This window comes from Streptomyces sp. NBC_01669, from assembly GCF_026339735.1.
Classification (GTDB): domain Bacteria; phylum Actinomycetota; class Actinomycetes; order Streptomycetales; family Streptomycetaceae; genus Streptomyces; species Streptomyces yanii.
Map to the genome: position 1 here is coordinate 2,272,266 of NZ_JAPEQG010000001.1, position 19,300 is coordinate 2,291,565.

Annotated in this window: 21 protein-coding genes; 11 read left to right on the forward strand and 10 right to left on the reverse strand. The window is 71.1% G+C overall.

The features are described from left to right. Window position 1 precedes the first annotated feature (1 nt). The 3 genes from OG972_RS09925 (at window position 2) to OG972_RS09935 (ending at window position 3,292) form a co-directional block, all read left to right on the forward strand. Window positions 2-847, forward strand: coding sequence for a fumarylacetoacetate hydrolase family protein (locus OG972_RS09925; RefSeq protein WP_266980197.1), 846 nt, complete (start codon window positions 2-4; stop codon window positions 845-847). 55 nt (window positions 848-902) lie between these two features. Beyond that, window positions 903-1,541: a TetR/AcrR family transcriptional regulator gene (locus tag OG972_RS09930; protein ID WP_266980199.1), complete on the forward strand. Its 639-nt coding sequence runs from the start codon at window positions 903-905 to the stop codon at window positions 1,539-1,541. A 293-nt stretch (window positions 1,542-1,834) separates the two neighbouring features. Next, window positions 1,835-3,292, forward strand: coding sequence for an APC family permease (locus tag OG972_RS09935; RefSeq protein ID WP_266980201.1), 1,458 nt, complete (start codon window positions 1,835-1,837; stop codon window positions 3,290-3,292). A 98-nt stretch (window positions 3,293-3,390) separates the two neighbouring features. Here the strand turns inward: OG972_RS09935 and OG972_RS09940 are convergent, their stop codons facing one another. Beyond that, on the reverse strand, window positions 3,391-4,101 hold the full coding sequence (locus OG972_RS09940) for a type 1 glutamine amidotransferase (protein ID WP_266980203.1): 711 nt from the start codon (window positions 4,099-4,101) through the stop codon (window positions 3,391-3,393). 168 nt (window positions 4,102-4,269) lie between these two features. Here OG972_RS09940 and OG972_RS09945 point away from each other — a divergent pair, with 168 nt between their 5' ends. Together OG972_RS09945 and OG972_RS09950 are read left to right on the forward strand one after the other, a co-directional pair. Beyond that, window positions 4,270-5,760, forward strand: a complete 1,491-nt coding sequence (locus tag OG972_RS09945; RefSeq protein WP_266980205.1) for an aldehyde dehydrogenase — start codon at window positions 4,270-4,272, stop codon at window positions 5,758-5,760. Beyond that, complete coding sequence (locus tag OG972_RS09950; protein WP_266980207.1) at window positions 5,745-6,476, forward strand: gamma-glutamyl-gamma-aminobutyrate hydrolase family protein; 732 nt, start codon at window positions 5,745-5,747, stop codon at window positions 6,474-6,476. Before OG972_RS09945 ends, OG972_RS09950 begins: the two co-directional genes overlap by 16 nt. Before the next feature lie 85 nt (window positions 6,477-6,561). On the opposite strand, the gene OG972_RS09955 is transcribed toward OG972_RS09950, so the two are convergent. Continuing rightward, on the reverse strand, window positions 6,562-7,134 hold the full coding sequence (locus tag OG972_RS09955) for a MarR family winged helix-turn-helix transcriptional regulator (protein ID WP_266980209.1): 573 nt from the start codon (window positions 7,132-7,134) through the stop codon (window positions 6,562-6,564). Window positions 7,135-7,506: 372 nt separating this feature from the next. Between OG972_RS09955 and OG972_RS09960 the strand changes: the two genes are divergently transcribed. The 3 genes from OG972_RS09960 to OG972_RS09970 all read left to right on the forward strand — a co-directional run bounded on the left by OG972_RS09960 (window position 7,507) and on the right by OG972_RS09970 (window position 9,788). Then, window positions 7,507-7,968, forward strand: a complete 462-nt coding sequence (locus OG972_RS09960; RefSeq protein WP_266980211.1) for a hypothetical protein — start codon at window positions 7,507-7,509, stop codon at window positions 7,966-7,968. Between the two features lie 258 nt (window positions 7,969-8,226). Beyond that, complete coding sequence (locus OG972_RS09965) at window positions 8,227-8,634, forward strand: YciI family protein (RefSeq protein WP_266980213.1); 408 nt, start codon at window positions 8,227-8,229, stop codon at window positions 8,632-8,634. A gap of 8 nt (window positions 8,635-8,642) precedes the next feature. Further along, window positions 8,643-9,788, forward strand: coding sequence for an RNA polymerase sigma factor (locus OG972_RS09970; protein ID WP_266990380.1), 1,146 nt, complete (start codon window positions 8,643-8,645; stop codon window positions 9,786-9,788). 255 nt (window positions 9,789-10,043) lie between these two features. Here the strand turns inward: OG972_RS09970 and msrB are convergent, their stop codons facing one another. The 4 genes from msrB to OG972_RS09990 form a co-directional block, all read right to left on the reverse strand. Then, the gene (gene msrB, locus OG972_RS09975; RefSeq protein WP_266980215.1) at window positions 10,044-10,451 is read right to left on the reverse strand and encodes a peptide-methionine (R)-S-oxide reductase MsrB; all 408 of its coding nucleotides are present in this window, start codon (window positions 10,449-10,451) and stop codon (window positions 10,044-10,046) included. A 10-nt stretch (window positions 10,452-10,461) separates the two neighbouring features. Beyond that, window positions 10,462-11,856, reverse strand: a complete 1,395-nt coding sequence (murC, locus tag OG972_RS09980) for a UDP-N-acetylmuramate--L-alanine ligase (protein WP_266980217.1) — start codon at window positions 11,854-11,856, stop codon at window positions 10,462-10,464. Window positions 11,857-11,896: 40 nt separating this feature from the next. Continuing rightward, window positions 11,897-12,349: an indole-3-glycerol phosphate synthase gene (locus tag OG972_RS09985; protein ID WP_266980219.1), complete on the reverse strand. Its 453-nt coding sequence runs from the start codon at window positions 12,347-12,349 to the stop codon at window positions 11,897-11,899. 149 nt (window positions 12,350-12,498) lie between these two features. Next, window positions 12,499-13,263, reverse strand: coding sequence for a pyrimidine reductase family protein (locus tag OG972_RS09990; RefSeq protein WP_266980221.1), 765 nt, complete (start codon window positions 13,261-13,263; stop codon window positions 12,499-12,501). 36 nt (window positions 13,264-13,299) lie between these two features. Here OG972_RS09990 and zapE point away from each other — a divergent pair, with 36 nt between their 5' ends. From zapE to OG972_RS10005, 3 genes are all read left to right on the forward strand, one after another. Continuing rightward, window positions 13,300-14,424, forward strand: a complete 1,125-nt coding sequence (zapE, locus tag OG972_RS09995; RefSeq protein WP_266980222.1) for a cell division protein ZapE — start codon at window positions 13,300-13,302, stop codon at window positions 14,422-14,424. Window positions 14,425-14,464: 40 nt separating this feature from the next. After that, window positions 14,465-14,890, forward strand: a complete 426-nt coding sequence (locus OG972_RS10000) for an OsmC family protein (protein WP_266980223.1) — start codon at window positions 14,465-14,467, stop codon at window positions 14,888-14,890. A 149-nt stretch (window positions 14,891-15,039) separates the two neighbouring features. Further along, complete coding sequence (locus OG972_RS10005) at window positions 15,040-16,419, forward strand: alkaline phosphatase PhoX (RefSeq protein WP_266980224.1); 1,380 nt, start codon at window positions 15,040-15,042, stop codon at window positions 16,417-16,419. Between the two features lie 374 nt (window positions 16,420-16,793). On the opposite strand, the gene OG972_RS10010 is transcribed toward OG972_RS10005, so the two are convergent. The 4 genes from OG972_RS10010 to OG972_RS10025 are packed head-to-tail and all read right to left on the reverse strand — an operon-like array spanning window position 16,794 to window position 19,229. Further along, window positions 16,794-16,985 carry a hypothetical protein gene (locus OG972_RS10010; RefSeq protein ID WP_266980225.1) on the reverse strand — a complete coding sequence of 64 codons (192 nt, stop codon included), beginning with the start codon at window positions 16,983-16,985 and terminating at the stop codon, window positions 16,794-16,796. Between the two features lie 14 nt (window positions 16,986-16,999). Then, window positions 17,000-17,668 carry an ABC transporter gene (locus tag OG972_RS10015; protein ID WP_266980226.1) on the reverse strand — a complete coding sequence of 223 codons (669 nt, stop codon included), beginning with the start codon at window positions 17,666-17,668 and terminating at the stop codon, window positions 17,000-17,002. After that, window positions 17,665-18,555, reverse strand: a complete 891-nt coding sequence (locus OG972_RS10020) for an ATP-binding cassette domain-containing protein (RefSeq protein ID WP_266990382.1) — start codon at window positions 18,553-18,555, stop codon at window positions 17,665-17,667. The genes OG972_RS10015 and OG972_RS10020 overlap by 4 nt, the downstream gene beginning before the upstream one ends. Next, window positions 18,552-19,229 carry an AIM24 family protein gene (locus OG972_RS10025; protein WP_266980228.1) on the reverse strand — a complete coding sequence of 226 codons (678 nt, stop codon included), beginning with the start codon at window positions 19,227-19,229 and terminating at the stop codon, window positions 18,552-18,554. The genes OG972_RS10020 and OG972_RS10025 overlap by 4 nt, the downstream gene beginning before the upstream one ends. Window positions 19,230-19,300: the final 71 nt, after the last annotated feature.

The window sequence follows — 19,300 nt, forward strand, 5'->3', positions numbered from 1 at the left end:
CATGCCCGAGTACCGCCGCATCCTCCTCGACGGAGTCGCCGTCGAGACCCTCCGTGACGGAGACGAACTCGTCGCCGGCGACGGCCGCCGCGTCAAGATCGACGACGCCCGGCACCTGCCACCGGTCGTGCCGTCGAAGGTGGTCGCCGTCCACCTCAACCACCGAAGCCGCGTCGACGAGTTCCAGATCGACCTCACCCCGACCCCGACCTACTTCCACAAGCCGACCTCCGCCCTCAACTCCCACAAGGGCGCCGTCGTCCGCCCCGAGGGCTGCAAATGGCTCAACTACGAGGGCGAGGTCGCCATCGTCATCGGCAGGACGGCGCGCAACATCTCCCCGGTCCAGGCGGGCGACTACATCGCGGGCTACACCGTCGCCAACGACTACGGCCTGCACGATTTCCGCGACACCGACGCCGGCTCCATGCTCCGCGTCAAAGGCTCCGACTCCCTCTGCCCCCTCGGACCGGGTCTCGTCACCGACTGGGACTTCCACGGCAAGTACCTGCGCACCTACGTCAACGGTGAGGTCGTCCAGGACGGCTCGACCGACGAGATGGAGTGGGACATGCACTACCTCGTCGCCGACATCGCCCGCACCATCACCCTCCACCCCGGCGACGTCCTGCTGTCCGGCACCCCGGCCAACTCCCGCCCCGTACAGCCTGGCGACGTCGTCGAGGTCGAAGTCGAGGGCCTCGGCCGGCTCACCAACCACATCGTCGCCGGACCCACCCCCGTCCGCACCGACGTCGGCGCCCAGCCCACCGAGTCCGAGGAAGTGCTGTCCACCGCGCTCGGCGGCGACTGGGAGTTCCGTGGCGTCCGCCCGCCCAAGCGCTGAGAGCACCGCATGACGCGTGTACACCCACCCACAACCGGCGGGTAGGGTCCCTGACATGACCAAATCCGCCGAGACCACCGAAGACGAGGGCGAAGGCAAGCGGACCAAGCCCCGCAAGCGGGTGAACTACGGAGCGGGCCGCGAAGCCCTGCTCGGCGCCGCCGTGCGGGTGGTGGCCCGCGGTGGTCTGCGCAAGCTCACTTACCGCGCGGTCGCGGAGGAGGCCGGGGTCACCCACGGCCTGGTCGTCCACCACTTCGGCTCGCGTGACGCCCTCATCGAGGAGGCGCTGACCCACGCCGTGCGCACCAGCCTGAGCTCCAGCGCGCTGGAGCCTGGCACCGGCAAGGTGACGGACTTCTCGACCGGGCTGTCGGAGATGGTCACCGCTGATCCGGACATCCAGGTGTTCCAGTACGAGCTGCTCCTCGAATCCCGCCGCAGGCCCGAGCTGCTGCCACCGCTGCGTGCCCTGTACGACGAGTACTTCGAGGCCACCCAGCGCGAGCTCACCCGCATACTGCCGGGCGACGCGAACCCGGCGCTGATGCGGTTGGTCTTCGCCGCTCTGGACGGCCTCGTCCTGCACCAGCTCGTGTTCGACGAGCCGACGGTCACCGACGCCGCCCTGGAGGAACTGAGGGCTCTCCTGCGGCTGCTCGACACCGACGGGGGCGCCGCGGGGGACCTCTGATCCCCACCGGCACCTCGCGAGGCCCTGGACGCTCGGCGTCCAGGGCCTCGTTCGATTCCGCACCGGAGCCATCGCCGTACGCGACGAGGCGTGCACCGCACGTGAGGAGCGGCGCGTTTCAGGGGCTCGCCCGCCTCGCCGATGCCGCTTCGGTTTCGGCGCCGCGAGGGGCCGGCAGTGCGGCGGGAATCCTCTTCAACCCCTTGCCAAACGGATAGTTCCCGCCCAGGATGAGGCAACTCGTTTGGCCTGAAACAAACCACCCTCTCCTCATTCCCCGGCAGGTGATCCGAGTGGACAGTCAAACGGTCGCAAGGCAACAGACCGTGCAGGACGCGCCCACCGCAGGCAAGCTCAAGCCCAACGCCCTCGGCGTCCTGGGCATCCTCTTCTTCGTCCTCTCCGCGCAGGCCCCGCTGACCGGCATCGCCGGAGCCGCCCCCATCTCCGTCGGCCTCGGCAACGGAGCGGGCGTCCCTGCCGCGTACGTCGCCGCCGGTCTGGTGATCCTGCTGTTCTCGGTCGGCTTCGTCGCCATGGGCCGCCATGTCGTGGACACGGGCGCCTTCTACACGTACATCGGCAAGGGCCTGGGCCGGACCACCGGATCCGGCAGCGCGGGCGTGGCCCTGTTCGCCTACTGCACCATCCAGGCCGCCATGTACGGGCTGTACGGGGAGCTGGTGAGCGGTCTGGTCTCGCACTACGCGGACCTGGACACGCCGTGGTGGGTCTGGACGTTGGCCACGATGGTGGTCGTCCAGGCGCTCGGCGCGGCCGGCATCGAGATGGGCGCCAAGGTCCTCGCGGTCTTCGTCCTGGCGGAGTTCAGCATCCTGCTCGTCTTCGCACTGGTCACCCTGTTCAAGGGCGGCGGCCCCGAGGGGCTCGGCTTCACCGAGAGTTTCTCGCCGAAGGCTGCCCTGCAGGGAGCTCCCGGAGTGGCGATGATGTTCGCCGTGGCATCGATGTTCGGCTTCGAGGCCACCGCGATCTACGGCGAGGAGGCGCGCGAACCGCGCAAGACCGTCCCCCGGGCCACCTACCTGTCGGTCGCCGTCGTCACCGGCTTCTTCGCCTTCACCTCCTGGATGCTCATCTCCTCCTACGGTGCTTCGCACGCCACCGCAGCCGCCGGAAAGGCACTGGAGAGCGGCGACGCCACGGCGTTCGTCTTCAATCCCGTCGCCGACCAGTTCGGTGGATGGGCTTACGACGTACTGCCGATCCTGCTCGCAACCTCGCTCTTCGCGGGCATCCTCGCCTTCCACAACTCGGCCAACCGCTACCTGTTCTCGCTCAGCCGTGAGGGGCTACTGCCCCGCAAGTTGTGTGCGCTCAACCAGCGCCGTTCCCCCTGGGCGGCCGGCAGCGTGCAGACCGCGATCGCGCTGGTGCTGGTCGCCCCGTTCGCGCTGCTGGGCAAGGACCCCGTGCTGACGCTCTTCTCCTGGTTCAGCGGAGTGGCCGTCCTCGGGATCATGCTCCTGTATTTCCTGACCTCGGTTTCGGTGATCGTCTTCTTCCGACGCGAGCGCCTCGACACCCGCCCCTGGAACACCCTGATCGCCCCGGCCCTCGGCGCGCTCGGCATCGCGGGCGCCATCTGGCTGATCCTCGCCAACTTCACGACGCTCATCGGCGGTGACCCCGGCACGGCCACCTGGCTCGCGCTCAGCGTCCCGGCGGTCCTGGTCCTGGGCGCCGTGGCGGCACGGGTGGTGCGCGGCAAGGCGGCTGTGACCGCCTGATCCGCCGTTCCCCCGCGGCGCGCCCCCGGCGAACGGCCCCGGGCGCGCGCCGCGGGGGTGCCACCCCGTCCCGCAGGACGCGCATCAGCACGCCCACATCAGTCGGCGGCGTGGGCCACCTGGTCCAGGAAGCCGTCGACGAGGCGGCGGGCATGGGCGCGAGCGACGGATTCCATGGCGCGGCTGCGCATGAGCAGTTCATCCGGGTCGACTCCATGCCGTACGCACTGCTCCGCGCCGCCGAGGTCGATCCACCCCTGCACCATCGCCGTGGTGACCTCGGGGTGGAACTGCACGCCCAGCGCTCGCCCCACCCGGAAAGCCTGCGTGCACACGGCGTTGCGGGCCAGCGCCACGGCGCCGGGCGGCAGGACGCAGCGGTCGTAGTGCCACTGGAACCACGGCCCCGGCGGCACCAGGCCGGGAACCTCGGTCTCGACCTCCGTCCATCCGATCTCGGGCCGCGGGGAGGCTTCCACCGAGCCGCCGAGGGCGGTGGCGAGCGCCTGGGCGCCGAAGCAGACGCCGAGGACCGGGATGCCGAGGTGGTGGGCCTTGCGCAGCAGCGCGAGCTCGCCGCCGATCCAGCTACCGACGGCCGAGTCGTCGTAGACCGACCAGGGGGCGCCGAGGGACACGATCAGGTCCCAGCCATCGGCGTCGGGGAAGTCGAACTCCACATTCGGCGCGTGATGGCGGGACTCGGGCACGACCGTCACCGTGGTGAGTTCGTACCCGTGCTCGGCAAGGCGGTCCCCGACCCGCCCGGGCTCTGTCACGTGGTCGTGCTTGATGACGAGTGCTCGCACGATGGGCGCTCCGTTCCTCTGTCCATGGACCCGCCGGATCACCCCGACCGGTAAATCGTATGGATCCAAATGATACGTGGAACCCACCTCCCGGGAACCCTTGTGAGGGGCCGCGCATCGCCATATCGTTTGAGCCCAAATATATTGGATCTGACCTGGAGGCCACCCATGCCGGATGTCACCCATGAGGAGTGGCTGCGCCGAGCCGAGGAGCTGGATCTGTCCGGGGTCCACCACATCGACGGCGCCGACGAACCCGGTGGCGGTGGGAGCTACGCCGTCGTCTCTCCACGCAACGGCCAGGTGCTGACCCAGGTCGCCGACGGAGGCCACGCGGAGGTGGACGCGGCCGTGGCCGCCGCCCGCCGGGCCTTCGACTCCGGCCCCTGGCCGCGCATGGCGCCCGCCGACCGCGGCCGGGCGCTGCTGCGGATCGCCGATCTGCTGGAGGAGCACCGCGACCGGCTCGCGCTCACCATCAGCCTGGAGATGGGCAAGCCCATCACGGACGCGTATGCCATCGAGCTGCGCGCCGCGATCAATACCTTTCGCTGGTACGGACAGTTGGCCGACAAGGTGACCGACGAGTCCCCCCACACCGCCCCGGACGCGCTCGCGCTCGTCACCCGGGAGCCGGCGGGCGTCGTCGGCGCGGTGGTGCCGTGGAACTTCCCCCTGACGCTCGCCTCCTGGAAGGTCGCGCCCGCGCTCGCGGCCGGCTGCACCGTCGTACTGAAGCCCTCCGAGAACTCCCCGCTGTCCGCCCTGCTGTTGGGCCGCCTCGCAACCGAGGCCGGGCTGCCGCCGGGCGTCCTGAACGTCGTCACCGGCGACGGCCCCACCGCCGGGCGGGCGATCGGCCTGCACCCCGACGTGGACGTCCTGGCCTTCACGGGGTCGACCGCCGTGGGACGGCACTTCCTGCGCTACGCCGCCGACTCCAACCTCAAGCGTGTCTGGCTGGAGTTGGGCGGCAAGTCGCCCAACATCATCCTCCCGGACGCCCCCGACCTGGAGAAGGCCGCGGCCACCGCCGCCTGGGGCATCTTCTTCAACCAGGGCGAGATGTGCACGGCACCCTCGCGACTGCTCGTCCACTCCTCCGTAGCCGAACGCGTCACCGAGGCCATCGTGGAGCGCGCGCGGAAACTGCGCGTCGGTGACCCCCTCGACCCCGCCACCGAGATGGGCGCACTGGTCGGCGAGGGACACCTGGAGCGCGTACGGAAGCACATCGGGACCGGCCTCCACGAGGGCGCCCGGCTGCGGACCGGCGGTGACCGCACACTGGCCGAGTCCGGGGGCAGCTTCCTGCGGCCCACCGTCTTCGACCGGGTGGACCCCGGCATGCGGTTGGCCCGGGAGGAGATCTTCGGCCCGGTGCTGTCCGTCCTCACCTTCGAGGACCTCGACGAGGCCGTCGCGCTCGCCAACGCCACCGAGTACGGTCTCGCGGCCGGGCTCTGGACGTCCGACCTGTCCACCGCACATCGGGTCTCCCGCGCCCTGAAGGCCGGGACGGTCTGGGTCAACTGCTACGAGGAGGGCGACCTGACCGTGCCCTTCGGCGGGATGAAGCAGTCCGGCAACGGCCGCGACAAGTCCGCGCACGCCCTGGAGAAGTACACCGAACTCAAGACCACATGGATCCAGCTGTGAGACCGCTCATCGCCATTCCGGCCCGTTTCTCCGCGTCCACCTCCGCCCTGCGGTACGCCGCCGAGGTCAACGCCCGGGCGCTCGTCGACGCGGTGTGGCGGGCGGGCGGCGAACCCGCAACCATCCACCCACACGCGCCCGGCGGCACCGCCGACCCCGCCGAGGTGGCCACCCGGCTCACCCGCTTCGACGGCGTCCTGCTCCCCGGCGGCGGCGACCTCGCCCCGCACCGCTACAGCGATGGCGAGGCCCACGACAGCGTCTACGACGTGGACGACGAACAGGACGGCTTCGACCTGGAACTCGCCCGCCAAGCCCTGGACGCGGGCCTGCCGACGCTCGCGGTCTGCCGCGGCCTGCAGGTCGTCAACGTCGCCCTGGGCGGCACCCTGGAGCAGGACATGGGCGGCCCGCAAGGCGAGCACCGCCACGTCGTGCATCCGGTGGCGATCCAGCGCGGCTCGCTCCTGGCGCAGGCCACCGGGGCCGAGAAGGTGGAGGCGTCCTGCTACCACCACCAGCGGGTGGACCGTACCGGCGTCGGCCTCACGGTCGCCGCCCGCGCCGTCGACGGGACCGTGGAAGCCCTCGAACTCCCGGGCCTGCACGGCTGGTTCGCCGCCGTGCAGTGGCACCCGGAGGACACCGCCCACGAGGACCCGGCCCAGCAAGGACTCTTCGACGCCCTCGTCCGCGCCGCCCGCGGCCGCCGCTGACATCACCATGAGGCCGCCCTGCGGACCCGGCTTCAGCCTTGGTTCACGAGCCCTGGTTCACGAGCCCTGGTTCACGAGCCCTGGTTCACGCCTTGGGGCGGCGTCCGCTGCGGCGCGGCGCGGGTTCGGCGCCGTCCAGCAGGGCGAGGCGACGCTCCTCGCCCTGCTCCTCCACCTGGAGCACGACCCGGCGCAGCCCCTCCGCGACACTGCGGCACTCCTCGTCGCTGAGCCGCTCGGTGACAAATGCCTCCTCCTCGTTGAACTGGGGAAACACGCGTTGCATGAGCTCCTCGCCCTCGTTCGTGAGGCTGAGCAGCACCAGCCTCCCGTCGGTGGGATGCCCGGACCGCCGCACCAGCCCCCGCGCCTCCAGAGTGCGCGAAACCCCGGTGAGGGTCCCCTTGGAGATGCCCGCCTCCTCCGCCACGTGCCGTGTCTCGGACTCGCCCCAGATCCACACCACCCACAGCACGACGAACGCCGTCCAGGTCAGCTCGGACCCGCGCAGCACCGAGTTCTCCAGGTGCTGCCGGACCGCGGAGGCCGCGCGGTAGATATTGGCCACCACGGCCATCTGCTCGTGCCGGACCGGAATGCCGCCCAGCTTCGCACCTGCCAGCTTCTCGGCTTCGGTGATGGATCGTTGGCCGGGCACGGGCACACTCCTTCGACGCCGTTGCGGCGCGTTGGATCGACGATATCGTTCGGGATCAAATTGTACGGAGTTCCGGGCGACGGGGCATGAGGCCTGCCCGGTACATCTTGTGGCCGGCGGTCGGGACACCTGCGGCATCGGCTTGCGATCAAGCCGCCGTAGGCTGCCCCACCGTGGTCGATCGGTGGGATGCCGCAAGGGCGGCAGGATCGGCCGTGGGGCTCTCCCCCCGAACCGTCCCCGTCCTGAGCGCCCGCCCCCGGCCGGGCAGGTGGCACGGCCCGACCGGGGCGCCGGGTACCGTGGAGCCTGCCGATCTCGTGGACCTCCTTGCGGGCTGCGTGACTCCCCGTAGGAACAGATGAGGAACCGATGACGACGAACCGCGGACGCAAAGACGTCATCCGCGACCGGATGGCCGCCACCGGCGAGTCGTACAACGTCGCCGCCCGCAATCTGAAGGCGATGAAGGACATGGGCGCCACCCGTGACGCCGTCCTCACGCAGCGCTGGCGCCCGGCGGACTCACTCGACGTGCCGTGCCCCTGCGGCGGGACCTGCGAGCCCGGCGAGACGTGCGACCACTGCCATGCCCGGCACCGGCACGTGGTGCGCTACCCCGGCAGCGTCACGGACGTGGAGACCTGGGCCGACCGGTACGACTGCATGGGGTGCTCGTCCTCGTACACGCTGACCGTCGTCCTGCGCGGCCGCCCCTGGGGTGTCGCCGAGACGGTGGTCCAGGGCGGGGCGGCCGAGCCGGTGGTCAGAGCACGGGTGTTTCCCGGCGTCGCCCACCCGCTGCTGCGCCCCGAGAGCCCCGAGGACGACTGACCGGCGGCGGGCGGACCTGCTCCCGCAGCCGTACCCCGCCTGCCCTCGTCCGGTACCAGGCGCGGCGAAATCGAGTCGATGCGGTACCGCTCGTCGGTCGGGGTCCGTGGGACGGGGTGAACGCGGCTCGCCGACTCGCAGCACCAGCCAAACGAGAGCCAAAAAAAATCGGACGGCGATGTCGAGAACCCGTGACTGGCTCCGTCCCCGCGGTGAACGCGACCACAATGGGTCGCACCAGCACCGAGGAGAAACACGATGGCCAAGTACTTGCTGCTCAAGCACTACCGAGGCGCCCCGACTGCGGTCAACGACGTGCCCATGGACCAGTGGACACCGGAGGAGATCTCGGCGCACGTGCAGTACATGAACGACTTCGCGGCCCGGCTCGAGAAGACCGGCGAGTTCGTCGACGGTCAGGCGCTCGCCCCCGAGGGGACGTTCGTCCGGTACGACGGCGAGGGGCGCCCGCCGGTCACCGACGGCCCGTTCGCCGAGACCAAGGACCTCATCGCCGGCTGGATGGTGATCGACGTCGACAGCTACGAGCGCGCCGTCGAGCTGGCCGGGGAACTGTCGGCCGCCCCCGGTGCGGGCGGGAAGCCGATCCACGAGTGGCTCGAAGTGCGCCCGTTCCTGGCCTGCCCGCCCACCATCACGGAGTGACCTCCCCGATGAACGAGGCCCTGCTCCGGAGCCTCACACCGAGCGTGCTCGGGATCCTCGTCCGCCGCGGAGCCGACTTCGCGGCGGCCGAGGACGCCGTGCAGGACGCGCTGGTCGAGGCGGTCCGCGTCTGGCCGGCCGACCCCCCGCGGGACCCGAAGGGCTGGCTGGTCACCGTGGCCTGGCGCCGGTTCCTCGACGCGACCCGGGCGGACGCCGCCCGCCGTCGGCGTGAGGACCTCGTCGACGAGGAGCCGGCGCCCGGGCCCGCCGCCGCGGTGGACGACACGCTCCAGCTCTACTTCCTGTGCGCCCACCCGTCACTGACGCCGTCGTCCGCGGTCGCGCTCACACTGCGCGCCGTCGGCGGGCTGACCACCCGCCAGATCGCCCAGGCCTACCTGGTGCCCGAGGCGACCATGGCGCAGCGCATCAGCCGGGCCAAGCGCACCGTCTCCGGCGTGCGGTTCGACCAGCCCGGCAACGTCGCCACCGTGCTGCGCGTCCTCTACCTGGTCTTCAACGAGGGCTACTCCGGCGACGTCGACCTCGCCGCCGAGGCCATCCGGCTCACCCGGCAGCTCGCGGCCGCGATCGACCACCCCGAGGTGGCGGGGCTGCTCGCCCTCATGCTGCTCCACCACGCCCGGCGTGCCGCCCGGACCGCGCCCGACGGCAGCCTGGTGCCGCTCGCCGAGCAGGACCGCGGCCGGTGGGACACCGAGTCGATCGCCGAGGGCGTCGGGATCCTGCAGGCGGCCCTCGCCCGCGACCGGCTGGGCGAGTTCCAGGCCCAGGCCGCCATCGCGGCACTCCACGCCGACGCGCCCACTGCCGAGGAGACCGACTGGGTGCAGATCGTCGAGTGGTACGACGAGCTCGCGCGCCTGACCGACAGCCCGGTCGTCCGGCTCAACCGCGCGGTCGCCGTCGGGGAGGCCGACGGACCGCGCGCCGGCCTGGCGGCGCTCGCGGCGCTGGACGCCTCACTGCCCCGCCACGCCGCGGTGGCGGCGTACCTCCACGAGCGCGACGGCGACCTGGCGACGGCGGCACGCCTGTACGCCGAGGCGGCCCACAAGGCACCCGACCTCGCCGAGCGCGACCACCTGACGCGCCAGGCCGCCCGGCTCAACGCCCGCCGGTGTCGCTGACGGGTCGCGCTCGGATTTTCCCGCGGCCCCGTGGCCGGAGCGGTCGCCTCCCAGTGAGTAGGAAGGTCGAGACCAGGCCCTGTCCGGCCGATCTTCGTGGGCCCGCGGCGTCCCGCACGGCACCTCGCCGCGTTGTCTTCAGTCGCCCAAGCACGCCCAGTACGAGGACGATCCTCCGCCTTGCGACGCACCGCACCGGACGCCGCAGGCTGATCCACGAAGATCGACCGGACGGGACTCGGGCCTGCGGGTCCCCTAGCCCTCGTCCGGTGCCAGGCGCAGCGAGATCGAGTTGATGCAGTACCGCTGGTCGGTCGGCGTGGGGTAGCCCTCGCCCTCGAAGACATGACCCAGGTGCGAGCCGCAGCGGGCGCAGCGGACCTCGGTGCGGACCATGCCGTGGCTGCGGTCCTGGATCAGTTCGACCGCGTCGGTGTCCTTCGGGTCGTAGAAGGACGGCCAGCCGCAGTGCGACTCGAACTTCGTGTCCGAGCGGAACAGTTCGGCGCCACAGGCCCGGCAGGAGTAGACGCCGGCCGTCTTGGTGTCGGTGTACTCACCGACGAAAGCCGGTTCGGTGCCGGCCTGGCGCAGGACCGCGTACTCGGCGGGCGTCAGCTCCGCGCGCCATTCCTCGTCCGGCTTCTCGATGTCGTACGACACGGTGGCTCCCTCAGCTCGACAGGTGGTCCAGGATCTGCGGGCCGAGGTCTGTGACGTCGCCCGCCCCCATGGTGAGAACCAGGTCCCCGGGCTTCGCCATTCCCGCGATGACCTCGGGGACCGCCGCCTTGTCGTGGACGGCGGTGACATCGGCGCCGGCCGCCTTCGCCGCGTCGATGATCAGGGCGCTGGTGATGCCCGGGATCGGGTCCTCGCGGGCCGGGTAGATGTCCAGGACCACGGAGGCGTCGGCGAGGGCGAGGGCCTGGCCCATCTCCGTACCGAGCTCCTGGGTGCGGGAGAAGAGGTGGGGCTGGAAGACGACCAGGAGGCGCGAGTCGGCGGCGGCGCCGCGCATCGCTTCGAGGTCGGCGGTCATCTCGGTCGGGTGGTGTGCGTACGAGTCGATGACCTGGACTCCCGCCGCCTCGCCCTTGAGCTGGAGGCGGCGCTTGACGCCGGTGTACGTGCCGAGGGCGGAGGCCAGGTTGTGGGCCGGGATGCCCAGCGCGACACCGGCGACGAGAGCGGCGACCGCGTTGAGGGCGTAGTGGCGGCCGGGGACGGACACCGTGAAGGTGAGGTACTTGCCGTTCAGGACGACCGTGACTTCGCTGGTCAGACCGCGCGGGGTGACCTTGTGGACCCGTACGTCGGCCGTCTCGGACTCGCCGTACGTGACGATGTTGAGCGACGCCAGGTCGCGTACCCGCCGCGTCAGCTCGACCGCGCCGGACTGGTCGGCGGAGACGACCAGGGTGCCGCCGGGGACGATCTTCCCGACGAACGTCTCGAAGGAGTCGTAGATCTCTTCCATCGAGGCGTAATTCGCGTGGTGGTCCAGCTCGGCGTTGAGGACGATCGCGACCTCGGGGTCGTACTTCTGGAAGCTGCGGTCGCTCTCGTCGGCCTCGGCGACGAAGATGTCGCCCTCACCGTGCCTGGCGTTCGTGCCGGGGCCCGCGAGGTCGCCCCCGATGGCGTACGACGGGTCGAGGCCCAGCTCGGACAGGGCGACGGCCAGCATCGACGTGGTGGTCGTCTTGCCGTGGGTGCCCGCCACGGCGATCGCACGCAGGCCCTGCATCAGCGAGGCGAGCGCGTCGGAGCGGTGCACGACGGGGATCGACAGCTCGGCGGCGCGCAGCAGCTCCGGGTTGTCGGCGCGGATGGCACTGGAGACGACCACGCAGGACGCGTCGTCCGCCAGATGGGCGGCGGCGTGCCCGATGTGGACGGTCGCCCCCAGCGCCCGCAGTGCCTCGGCCGTGCCGGACTCCTTGGCGTCGCTGCCCGCGACCTTCGCGCCGCGCCGGGCGAGGATCTGTGCGATGCCCGACATTCCGGCGCCGCCGATGCCGATGAAGTGCGGCCGTTCCATGGCGGCAGGAATACCGGGTGCCATGCGTGTGTCTCCCCAGAAGTCGTTGTGAGTGGCCCCCAGCCTATTCGCTGTGCGCGAAGAGCTTGAGCACCGGTACGCCGACCTTGTGCCGGGCCCGGGAGGCCCAGTCGCGGTGGAAGAACTCCTCCACGTAGTGCGGGGCGGTCAGCACGATGACCTCGTCCGCCCCCGCCTCGTCGACGACGGACTTCAGCTTGTCCAGGGGGTGGTCCTCGACCACCTGTCCGACGGCCTCCGAGCCTGCCTGGCGCAGGGCGGCGAGGGATACCTCGAGTGCCAGTTCGGCGGGTTGCCTGGCGTCCTTGCCCTCCGGCTCCTCGAGCTCGCGGGCGGCTTCCTTCAGCTCGCCGATCGCCACGTCGTCGATGGCGCGCAGCAGTACGTCGGCCTGGTCTCCGCGTGGCTGCATCAGTACGACGAACGAGGTCTCTTCCTCCCCGTGCAGGGTGGTGACGAACTCGACGTCCTCGGAAGTGAGGGGCTTCTCGATCATCAAAACGCTGGTGAACACCTCGGGCGCCCTTCTGCCTCATCGACCCTCGACGGCCGTTGCTGAAACCATCCTTCCCCGTGCTCGCACGGGGTCTGCGTCAGTAATTGTGCCCACCGGGGGCTAACCGGAACGGGAAATTCCGCCCATTGTCAGATCCGACGGTACCGAGTGAAGAGGAACCCGGCCTCCTCCAGTATCGAAGCGAGGGTGAATCGTTCCGGCACCGCCACCGAGGGGCCGCCCGTGATCCGCTGGGCGTCGCCGGCGGTGAGCATGGGCGAGAGGGTGAGACAGAGCTCGTCCAGCACCCCGGCGGCCACGAACTGACCGAGCAGCCGGGGCCCGCCCTCCGCCAGCTGCCGCCTCAGCCCGCGGCCCGCGAGCTCCCGCACGACCCTGGTGGGGTCCACCCTGGAGCCCTCCCCCGCGATCACCACCTCGGCGCCCGCGCTCCGGGCCGCCTCGATCCGGTCCGGCGGCGCACCGGCCCCGGTGACCACGAGGGTCGGGACGAGCGGCGAGACGAAGAGCGGCAGCGAGAAATCCAGGTCCAGGCTCCCGCTGACGACGGCGATCGCCGGAGCGGGCCCCTGCCCTGCCGCCGCCCGCCGCGCGGCGAAGGCGTCCCGGGCCCTGGCGGGCCGGTACCCCTCCATCCGTACGGTCTCCGCACCCACCACGACCACATCGGCCAGCCCGCGCAGCGTGCCGAAGATCCGCATGTCCGTGTCGGACGAGATCGGCTGCGAGCGTCCGTCGTGCTGCGCGGCGCCGTCGAGTGTGGAGACTATGTTGGCGCGCAGCCAGGGGCCGTCACCTGCCGGGTACGCATAGGCGTCGGCGAGCTCGTCCAGACTCCACTCCCCTCCTTCGGCAGCCGGTGTCGGGTCGGTCACAGGGAAGAGGCGTCGCATCCGTGCAGTCTCGCACGGCGCTTAAGCTTGAGAGCTGTGTCGTCATCCACCGCCGTGCCGGGGCAGAGCCCCATAGCCGAAACGGCCCCGCTGTCCCTGTGCGCCCTTGAGCCGCACGTCCCCGCCGACCGCCTGGTCGCCGAGATGGTGCCGCCGCCGCGCTTCGACACGGTGCGCTTCGACACGTACGTCCCCGATCCCGACCAGCCCAGCCAAACCGACGCGGTGAAGGTTCTCGACGAGTTCGCGCACGGGCTCGGCGGGGCGCACGCGACGGGTGCGGGCAAGAAGGGGAGCGCGCGAAGCGGATCCTCTGAGGGGTGGTGGCGGTTCGGCAGGAAGGCGGCACCGGCCTCCGGGCCGCGCGGTGTCTATCTCGACGGCGGGTACGGCGTCGGCAAGACGCATCTCCTCGCCTCGCTCTGGCACGCCACGCCCGCCGCTCCCTCGCTGAAGGCGTTCGGCACCTTCGTCGAGCTGACCAACCTGGTGGGCGCGCTGGGCTTCCAGCAGACCGTGCAGACGCTCAGCGGGCACCGGCTCCTGTGCATCGACGAGTTCGAGCTCGATGACCCGGGTGACACCGTTCTCGTGTCGTCGCTGCTCAGCAGGCTGGTCGAGGCGGGGGTCGCACTCGCCGCCACGTCCAACACACTGCCCGGCAAGCTCGGCGAGGGGCGCTTCGCCGCGGCCGACTTCCTGCGGGAGATCCAGGGGCTGTCCTCGCACTTCCGGCCGCTGCGGATCGACGGCGAGGACTACCGGCACCGCGGACTGCCCGAGGCACCGGCGCCGTACTCCGACGAGCAGGTCACGAGGGCCGCGTACGCCACCGAGGGCGCAAGCCTGGACGACTTCCCGTCGCTGCTCGACCATCTGGCGCGTGTCCATCCGAGCCGGTACGGCGCGCTGACGGACGGCATCCAGGCGGTCTGCCTCACCGACGTGCAGCCGGTGCCGGATCAGTCGACGGCGCTGCGGCTCGTCGTGCTCGCCGACCGGCTGTACGACCGGGAGATACCGGTGCTCGCGTCGGGGCTCCCGTTCGACCGGCTGTTCAGCGACGAGATGCTGAACGGGGGGTACCGGAAGAAGTACTTCCGGGCGATCTCCCGCCTGACGGCGCTGGCGCGCGACGCAAAGGGACTGGTGGCGCAGTAGGTTCGGGTGCGGTAACTCCACCCATCCGAAGGGATCCAGCATGGCAACCACGCGTCAGGCACACACGGTCTGGGAAGGCAACCTGATCGAGGGCAAGGGCGTTGTCACCTTCGACTCCTCCGGCATCGGGGACTACGCGGTGTCGTGGCCGTCGCGCGCGGAGAAGGCGAACGGCAAGACCAGCCCGGAGGAGCTCATCGCGGCGGCGCACTCCAGCTGCTTCTCGATGGCCCTGTCCAACGGTCTGACCACGGCCGGCAACGCGCCGACCCAGCTGAACACCCAGGCCGAGGTCACTTTCCAGCCCGGCACCGGCATCACCGGCATCCACCTCACCGTGCAGGGCGAGGTGCCCGGTCTCGACGAGGCGGGCTTCATCAAGGCCGCCGAGGACGCCAAGGCGAACTGCCCGGTCAGCCAGGCCCTCACGGGCACGACGATCACGCTGACCGCGTCGCTCGTCTGACCGCACGGGCGGCCCCGCGGGTGATCCCACGGGCCCCTGCGGGCCCGTGACGCGCACGAGGCTCAGTGACCCGCATGGTTCCCGCGCGACGAAACGCGTGGTACACACATGCGGGTCACTTCTCCTGTCCGCCAGCAGGGAGTTGCCTCATGTCATCAACCGCACCTCGACGACTCGCAACACGACGCCAGGTCCTGGCCGGCAGCGGTGCGACCGCTGTCTCGATCGCTTTCGCCGGGGCCTTCTCCGAACTCTTCGCGGGCACCGCGGCCGCCCGTGGCCACAGCGGCTACGGTCCGCTGGTCCCCGACCCCGACGGTCTGCTCGATCTGCCACAGGGGTTCCGCTACCGGGTCCTGTCCCGCGAGGGCGACCAGCTCCGCTCCGGCGAGGGCCGGGTCCCCAGCAACCACGACGGCATGGCGGCGTTCACCGGCCACCGAGGCCGCGTCCATCTCGTCCGCAACCACGAGAACCGGGTCACCGCGAAGATCCCGGTCCCGACCGTCGACGGCCTCACCTACGACCCGATGGGCAAGGGCGGCTGCACGGCCCTGGAGCTCGACAGCCGGGGCGCGGTCCTCGGTGAACGCGTGGCCATCGCCGGCACGGCGGTGAACTGCGCGGGCGGCCGGACCCCGTGGAACACCTGGCTGACCTGCGAGGAGACCGAGGACCGGGCCGGCACCAACGGCTACACCAAGGACCACGGCTTCATCTTCGAAGTGGACGGCGCCGACCCACGCCGCACCGGAGCCGTGCCGCTCACCGCGATGGGCCGCTTCCAGCACGAGGCGATCGCGATCGATCCGGACAATGGGATCGTGTACGAGACGGAGGACGCGTTCGACAAGCCGTTCGGGCTCTTCTACCGCTTCCTTCCGGAGAAACCGCTCGGCGGCACCGGCTCGCTACGGGCCGGCGGCGAACTGCAGGCCATGCGGGTGCCCGGCGTCCCCGACCTCTCGGTCATCCAGGAGACCGGTGCGAGCTTCGACCGGATCGAGTGGGTCCCCGTACCGGATCCGCAGGCCGCCACAACGGCGATCCGGTTCCAGGACTTCGGCCCGAAGGGCATCACGCACGCCCAGAAGCTGGAGGGCTGCTACTGGGGCGGCTCGTCGGTCTACTTCGTCTCCAGCTTCGCGCACAGCGCGGCGGGCTCGGCTGCCGACCACTTCGGGCAGGTGTGGCGGTACGAGCCGAAGCGGCGCCGCCTCACTCTGGTGGTCGTCTTCGGTCCGGGTACGGACGTGCAGTTGCCCGGTGAGTCCCCCGACAACATCTGTCTGACGTCCGACGGCGGGCTGATGGTGTGCGAGGACGGCAACGGCGCCCAGCATGTGTTCGGCGTGACGCGGCACGGCGAGGTGTACGCGATGGCGCGCGGCCGGCAGAACATCGGGACGGCGGAGGATCCGGAGTGGGGCGAGTTCGCCGGGGTCACGTTCGCGCCGGACGGCGGGACGATGTTCGTGAACTGCTACACACCGGGAACGACGTTCGCGGTGACGGGTCCTTGGCGCTGACGCGTTGAGCGGTACGGGGGCGGTGCGGTCCGCCGCCCCCGTACCGGACCGGGCGTCGGTCGCCACCAGGTGGTGAAAGCTCCGTCCGCGGTGCGCAGGCGCGGCCGCTCGGCCGCGGTGGCCTGGTACTTCCGTGCCTCGTCCCGGTCGATGACGACGCCGATCACCGGCAGGACCGTGGACTGTTCGGCTAAGAGGGCGGCAACGGCAGCTCGACGACAGGACCTTGGACAAGGCCGATATGCGCGCCGCCGCGGAGCGGGCCTTCACGGCGATCCGGAAGACGGGTGCGCTCCATGCGGTCCCGTACTTCCACTGTCGCCGGTGGCGTCCAGGACCACAGGGCTCTCCCGTCGTCCCGGGTGGGACAGCCATCAGCCGGAGCAGGCCGTGCGCTGTGCCTCCTGCCATTCGCAGACCGGGCAGAGCGTGATGCCCTTGACCGACTCCGGGTACTCGGTCGGCTTCCGGCACAGCACGCATTCGGCGTACGGAGGACCGGAATCCGCCGGCACGGGCCTCGTGTCGGGCGTCTCGCAGTACGGCTCGTCCAGGCGCTCGTCCATGCCCAGGAGCCTACTCATCCGCGCAGCGAAGTGAGCCTGCAGACGACCGCCGCCACCGCGCAGGCCGCCGCGGCGGCGCAGATCAGGGGCAGGACGGGGATGTGTACCGCTCCGGTCAGCGATCCGGTGACCAGTCCCGTGACCGCGTACTTCGCGGGGGATCCGGTGGTCACCAGGGACAGCAGGGCGGCGAGCGCGGTGGTCGCGACCGACCAGCCGCGACGGTGCACCACCGGGCGGGTGCACAGGGCGCCGACCGCCGCTCCCAGCAGCGCGCAGCAGACGGCGGCGAGCAGCCCGGCGAGCGCTGCGGGCAGCAGCGGCACGCGGACGGTGTGGTCGACGTTGGCCGGGTCGCTGATCAGCAGCACGATCACGGTGCCCGCCGTGCCAAGCAGCCCGGCAGAGCCCGCGGCGGTGAGCAGCGATGCCAGATGGACCCGCGGCTGCCCGGCCACCGCGGCGGCGACGGTCCGGGCGGCGGGTGGTTCCTGGGTGGCACAGAGCTGGACGAGCCAGGCGGTGACGGGCAGGAGCGCGGCGGCGGCGTAACCGAGCGAGTCGAGCACGGGCTGCCCCGACTGGACTCCCACGGCGAGGAAGACGGCGTACAGGAGAACGGGGGCGAGCCAGCGCTGGGAGCGGAGCAACAGAGCGGCCTGGTAGCGGATCAGGGCGGTCATCGTGCCTGCCGGGTCCCTGACGGTGCCGTCCGGGGTGTCGGTTCGGGTGCCGCTGCCGCCGACACGTGGGTGATGTGCCAGGGCGGGCGGGCTGTGAGCAGAGTGCGCAGGAGTGCGTCGGAGTGCACGGCCGCGACCGTGAGCCGGACGGTTCCGTCGGTCCGGGGCTCCTGCACCGGTGCGCCGGGCAGCCCCGGGGGGAGGGCGGCCCCGGACGCGCCTGTGACCTCGATGCGTACCCGCGGCCCGGCCGTCCCGTCCCCGGTCTCCGCCGCCGTCACGGGGACGAGCCGGTGCCCCTCGATCCGGTGGGTGACGTCGACCGCCCCGGCCAGCCGGCGCGGATCGTGGTCGACGAAGACGACGGTGGCCCCGGCCGTGACCCGTTCCACGACCGCGCGGTCCAGTTCACCGCGGGCCGCCGTGTCCAGGCCGGTCCAGGCCTCGTCCAGGACCAGGAGCTCCGGTTCGGCGAGCAGCGCCTGGGCGACGGCGACCTTCTGGCTGGTGCCCTTGGAGAGTTCGGACAGGGGGGTACGGGCGTGGCCGGCGGCTCCGAAGCGCGCCAGCCACTCCTGCGCCCGCCCGGTCGCCTCACGGGTCCGCAGACCGTGGATCCGCCCGAGGTGGACGAGGTACCCGGCGGCGGTGAAGGGCAGCGCCGCCGGGAAGCGCTCGGGGACATACGCCGTGCGCGGCCGTCGGCCGGTGACGCGGCCCTCCGTCGGGGCGTCGATCCCGGAGATCAGCCTCAACAGCGTCGACTTTCCCGTGCCGTTGGCGCCCTCGATCCGAACCAGGGTGTGCGCGGGCAGGTCGAGGTCGACCCCGCGCAGCACCCATGGTCCGCCGAGACCGTACCGTCGGCCCACTCCTGTCAGGTTCAGTTGGCCGACGCCTTCTCGGGCTTGAGCTCGCTGGGCCGGACGATCACGAACCCCTCGCCCTGCAGCATCAGTTGGACCGCCTCGCCGGAGCCGCCGCGGATCATCGAGCCGATGCTCTGCGAGCGGTGCAGCGAGGTGCTGAGCTGGGCGCTCCAGCCGACGACCGCGTCCGTGTCGACGTACACTGGCTGCTGGGCCGTGACGGGGATCACGATCGGGTGGCCCTCGCAGATCAGGCCGAGCTTGCCGTAACCGCTGAAAACGCTGTTGAAGAGCCCGCCACCGGCTATCCCGGCGCCCTTCACGGTCTTGATCTCGTACGCGAGGGTGGGGTCGAAACAGAGGACGTTGCGGCCGTTGACGGTGAGGACGTCGCCCTGCTCCATGTCCACGATGAAGCAGTTGGCGGCCTCGTGCGCGAACCACGCCTCGCCCTGCCTGCGGACCGCCATCAGCGGCAGCCCCTCGCCGGTGACGGCGCGCTTGAGCATGCCACCGAGGCCCTGGCCCTTGCGCTCGAACTGGAGATTGCCGCGGAAGGCGATCATCGATCCCTGGCGGGCGTGCATCTCGCCGTTGACGGCGTACTTGATGGATTTGGCGTTCTGCAGGGTCATCCCAGGGGCAGTTGCCGGCTGGACCATGTTCTCGCTGGAAAAGAGATCGCTCTTCATGCGGTGCATCCTCACCCGGACCGTTTCATTCCGCCAAGGAGCCGGGGCCGGGCGACTGGCAGACTGGGACG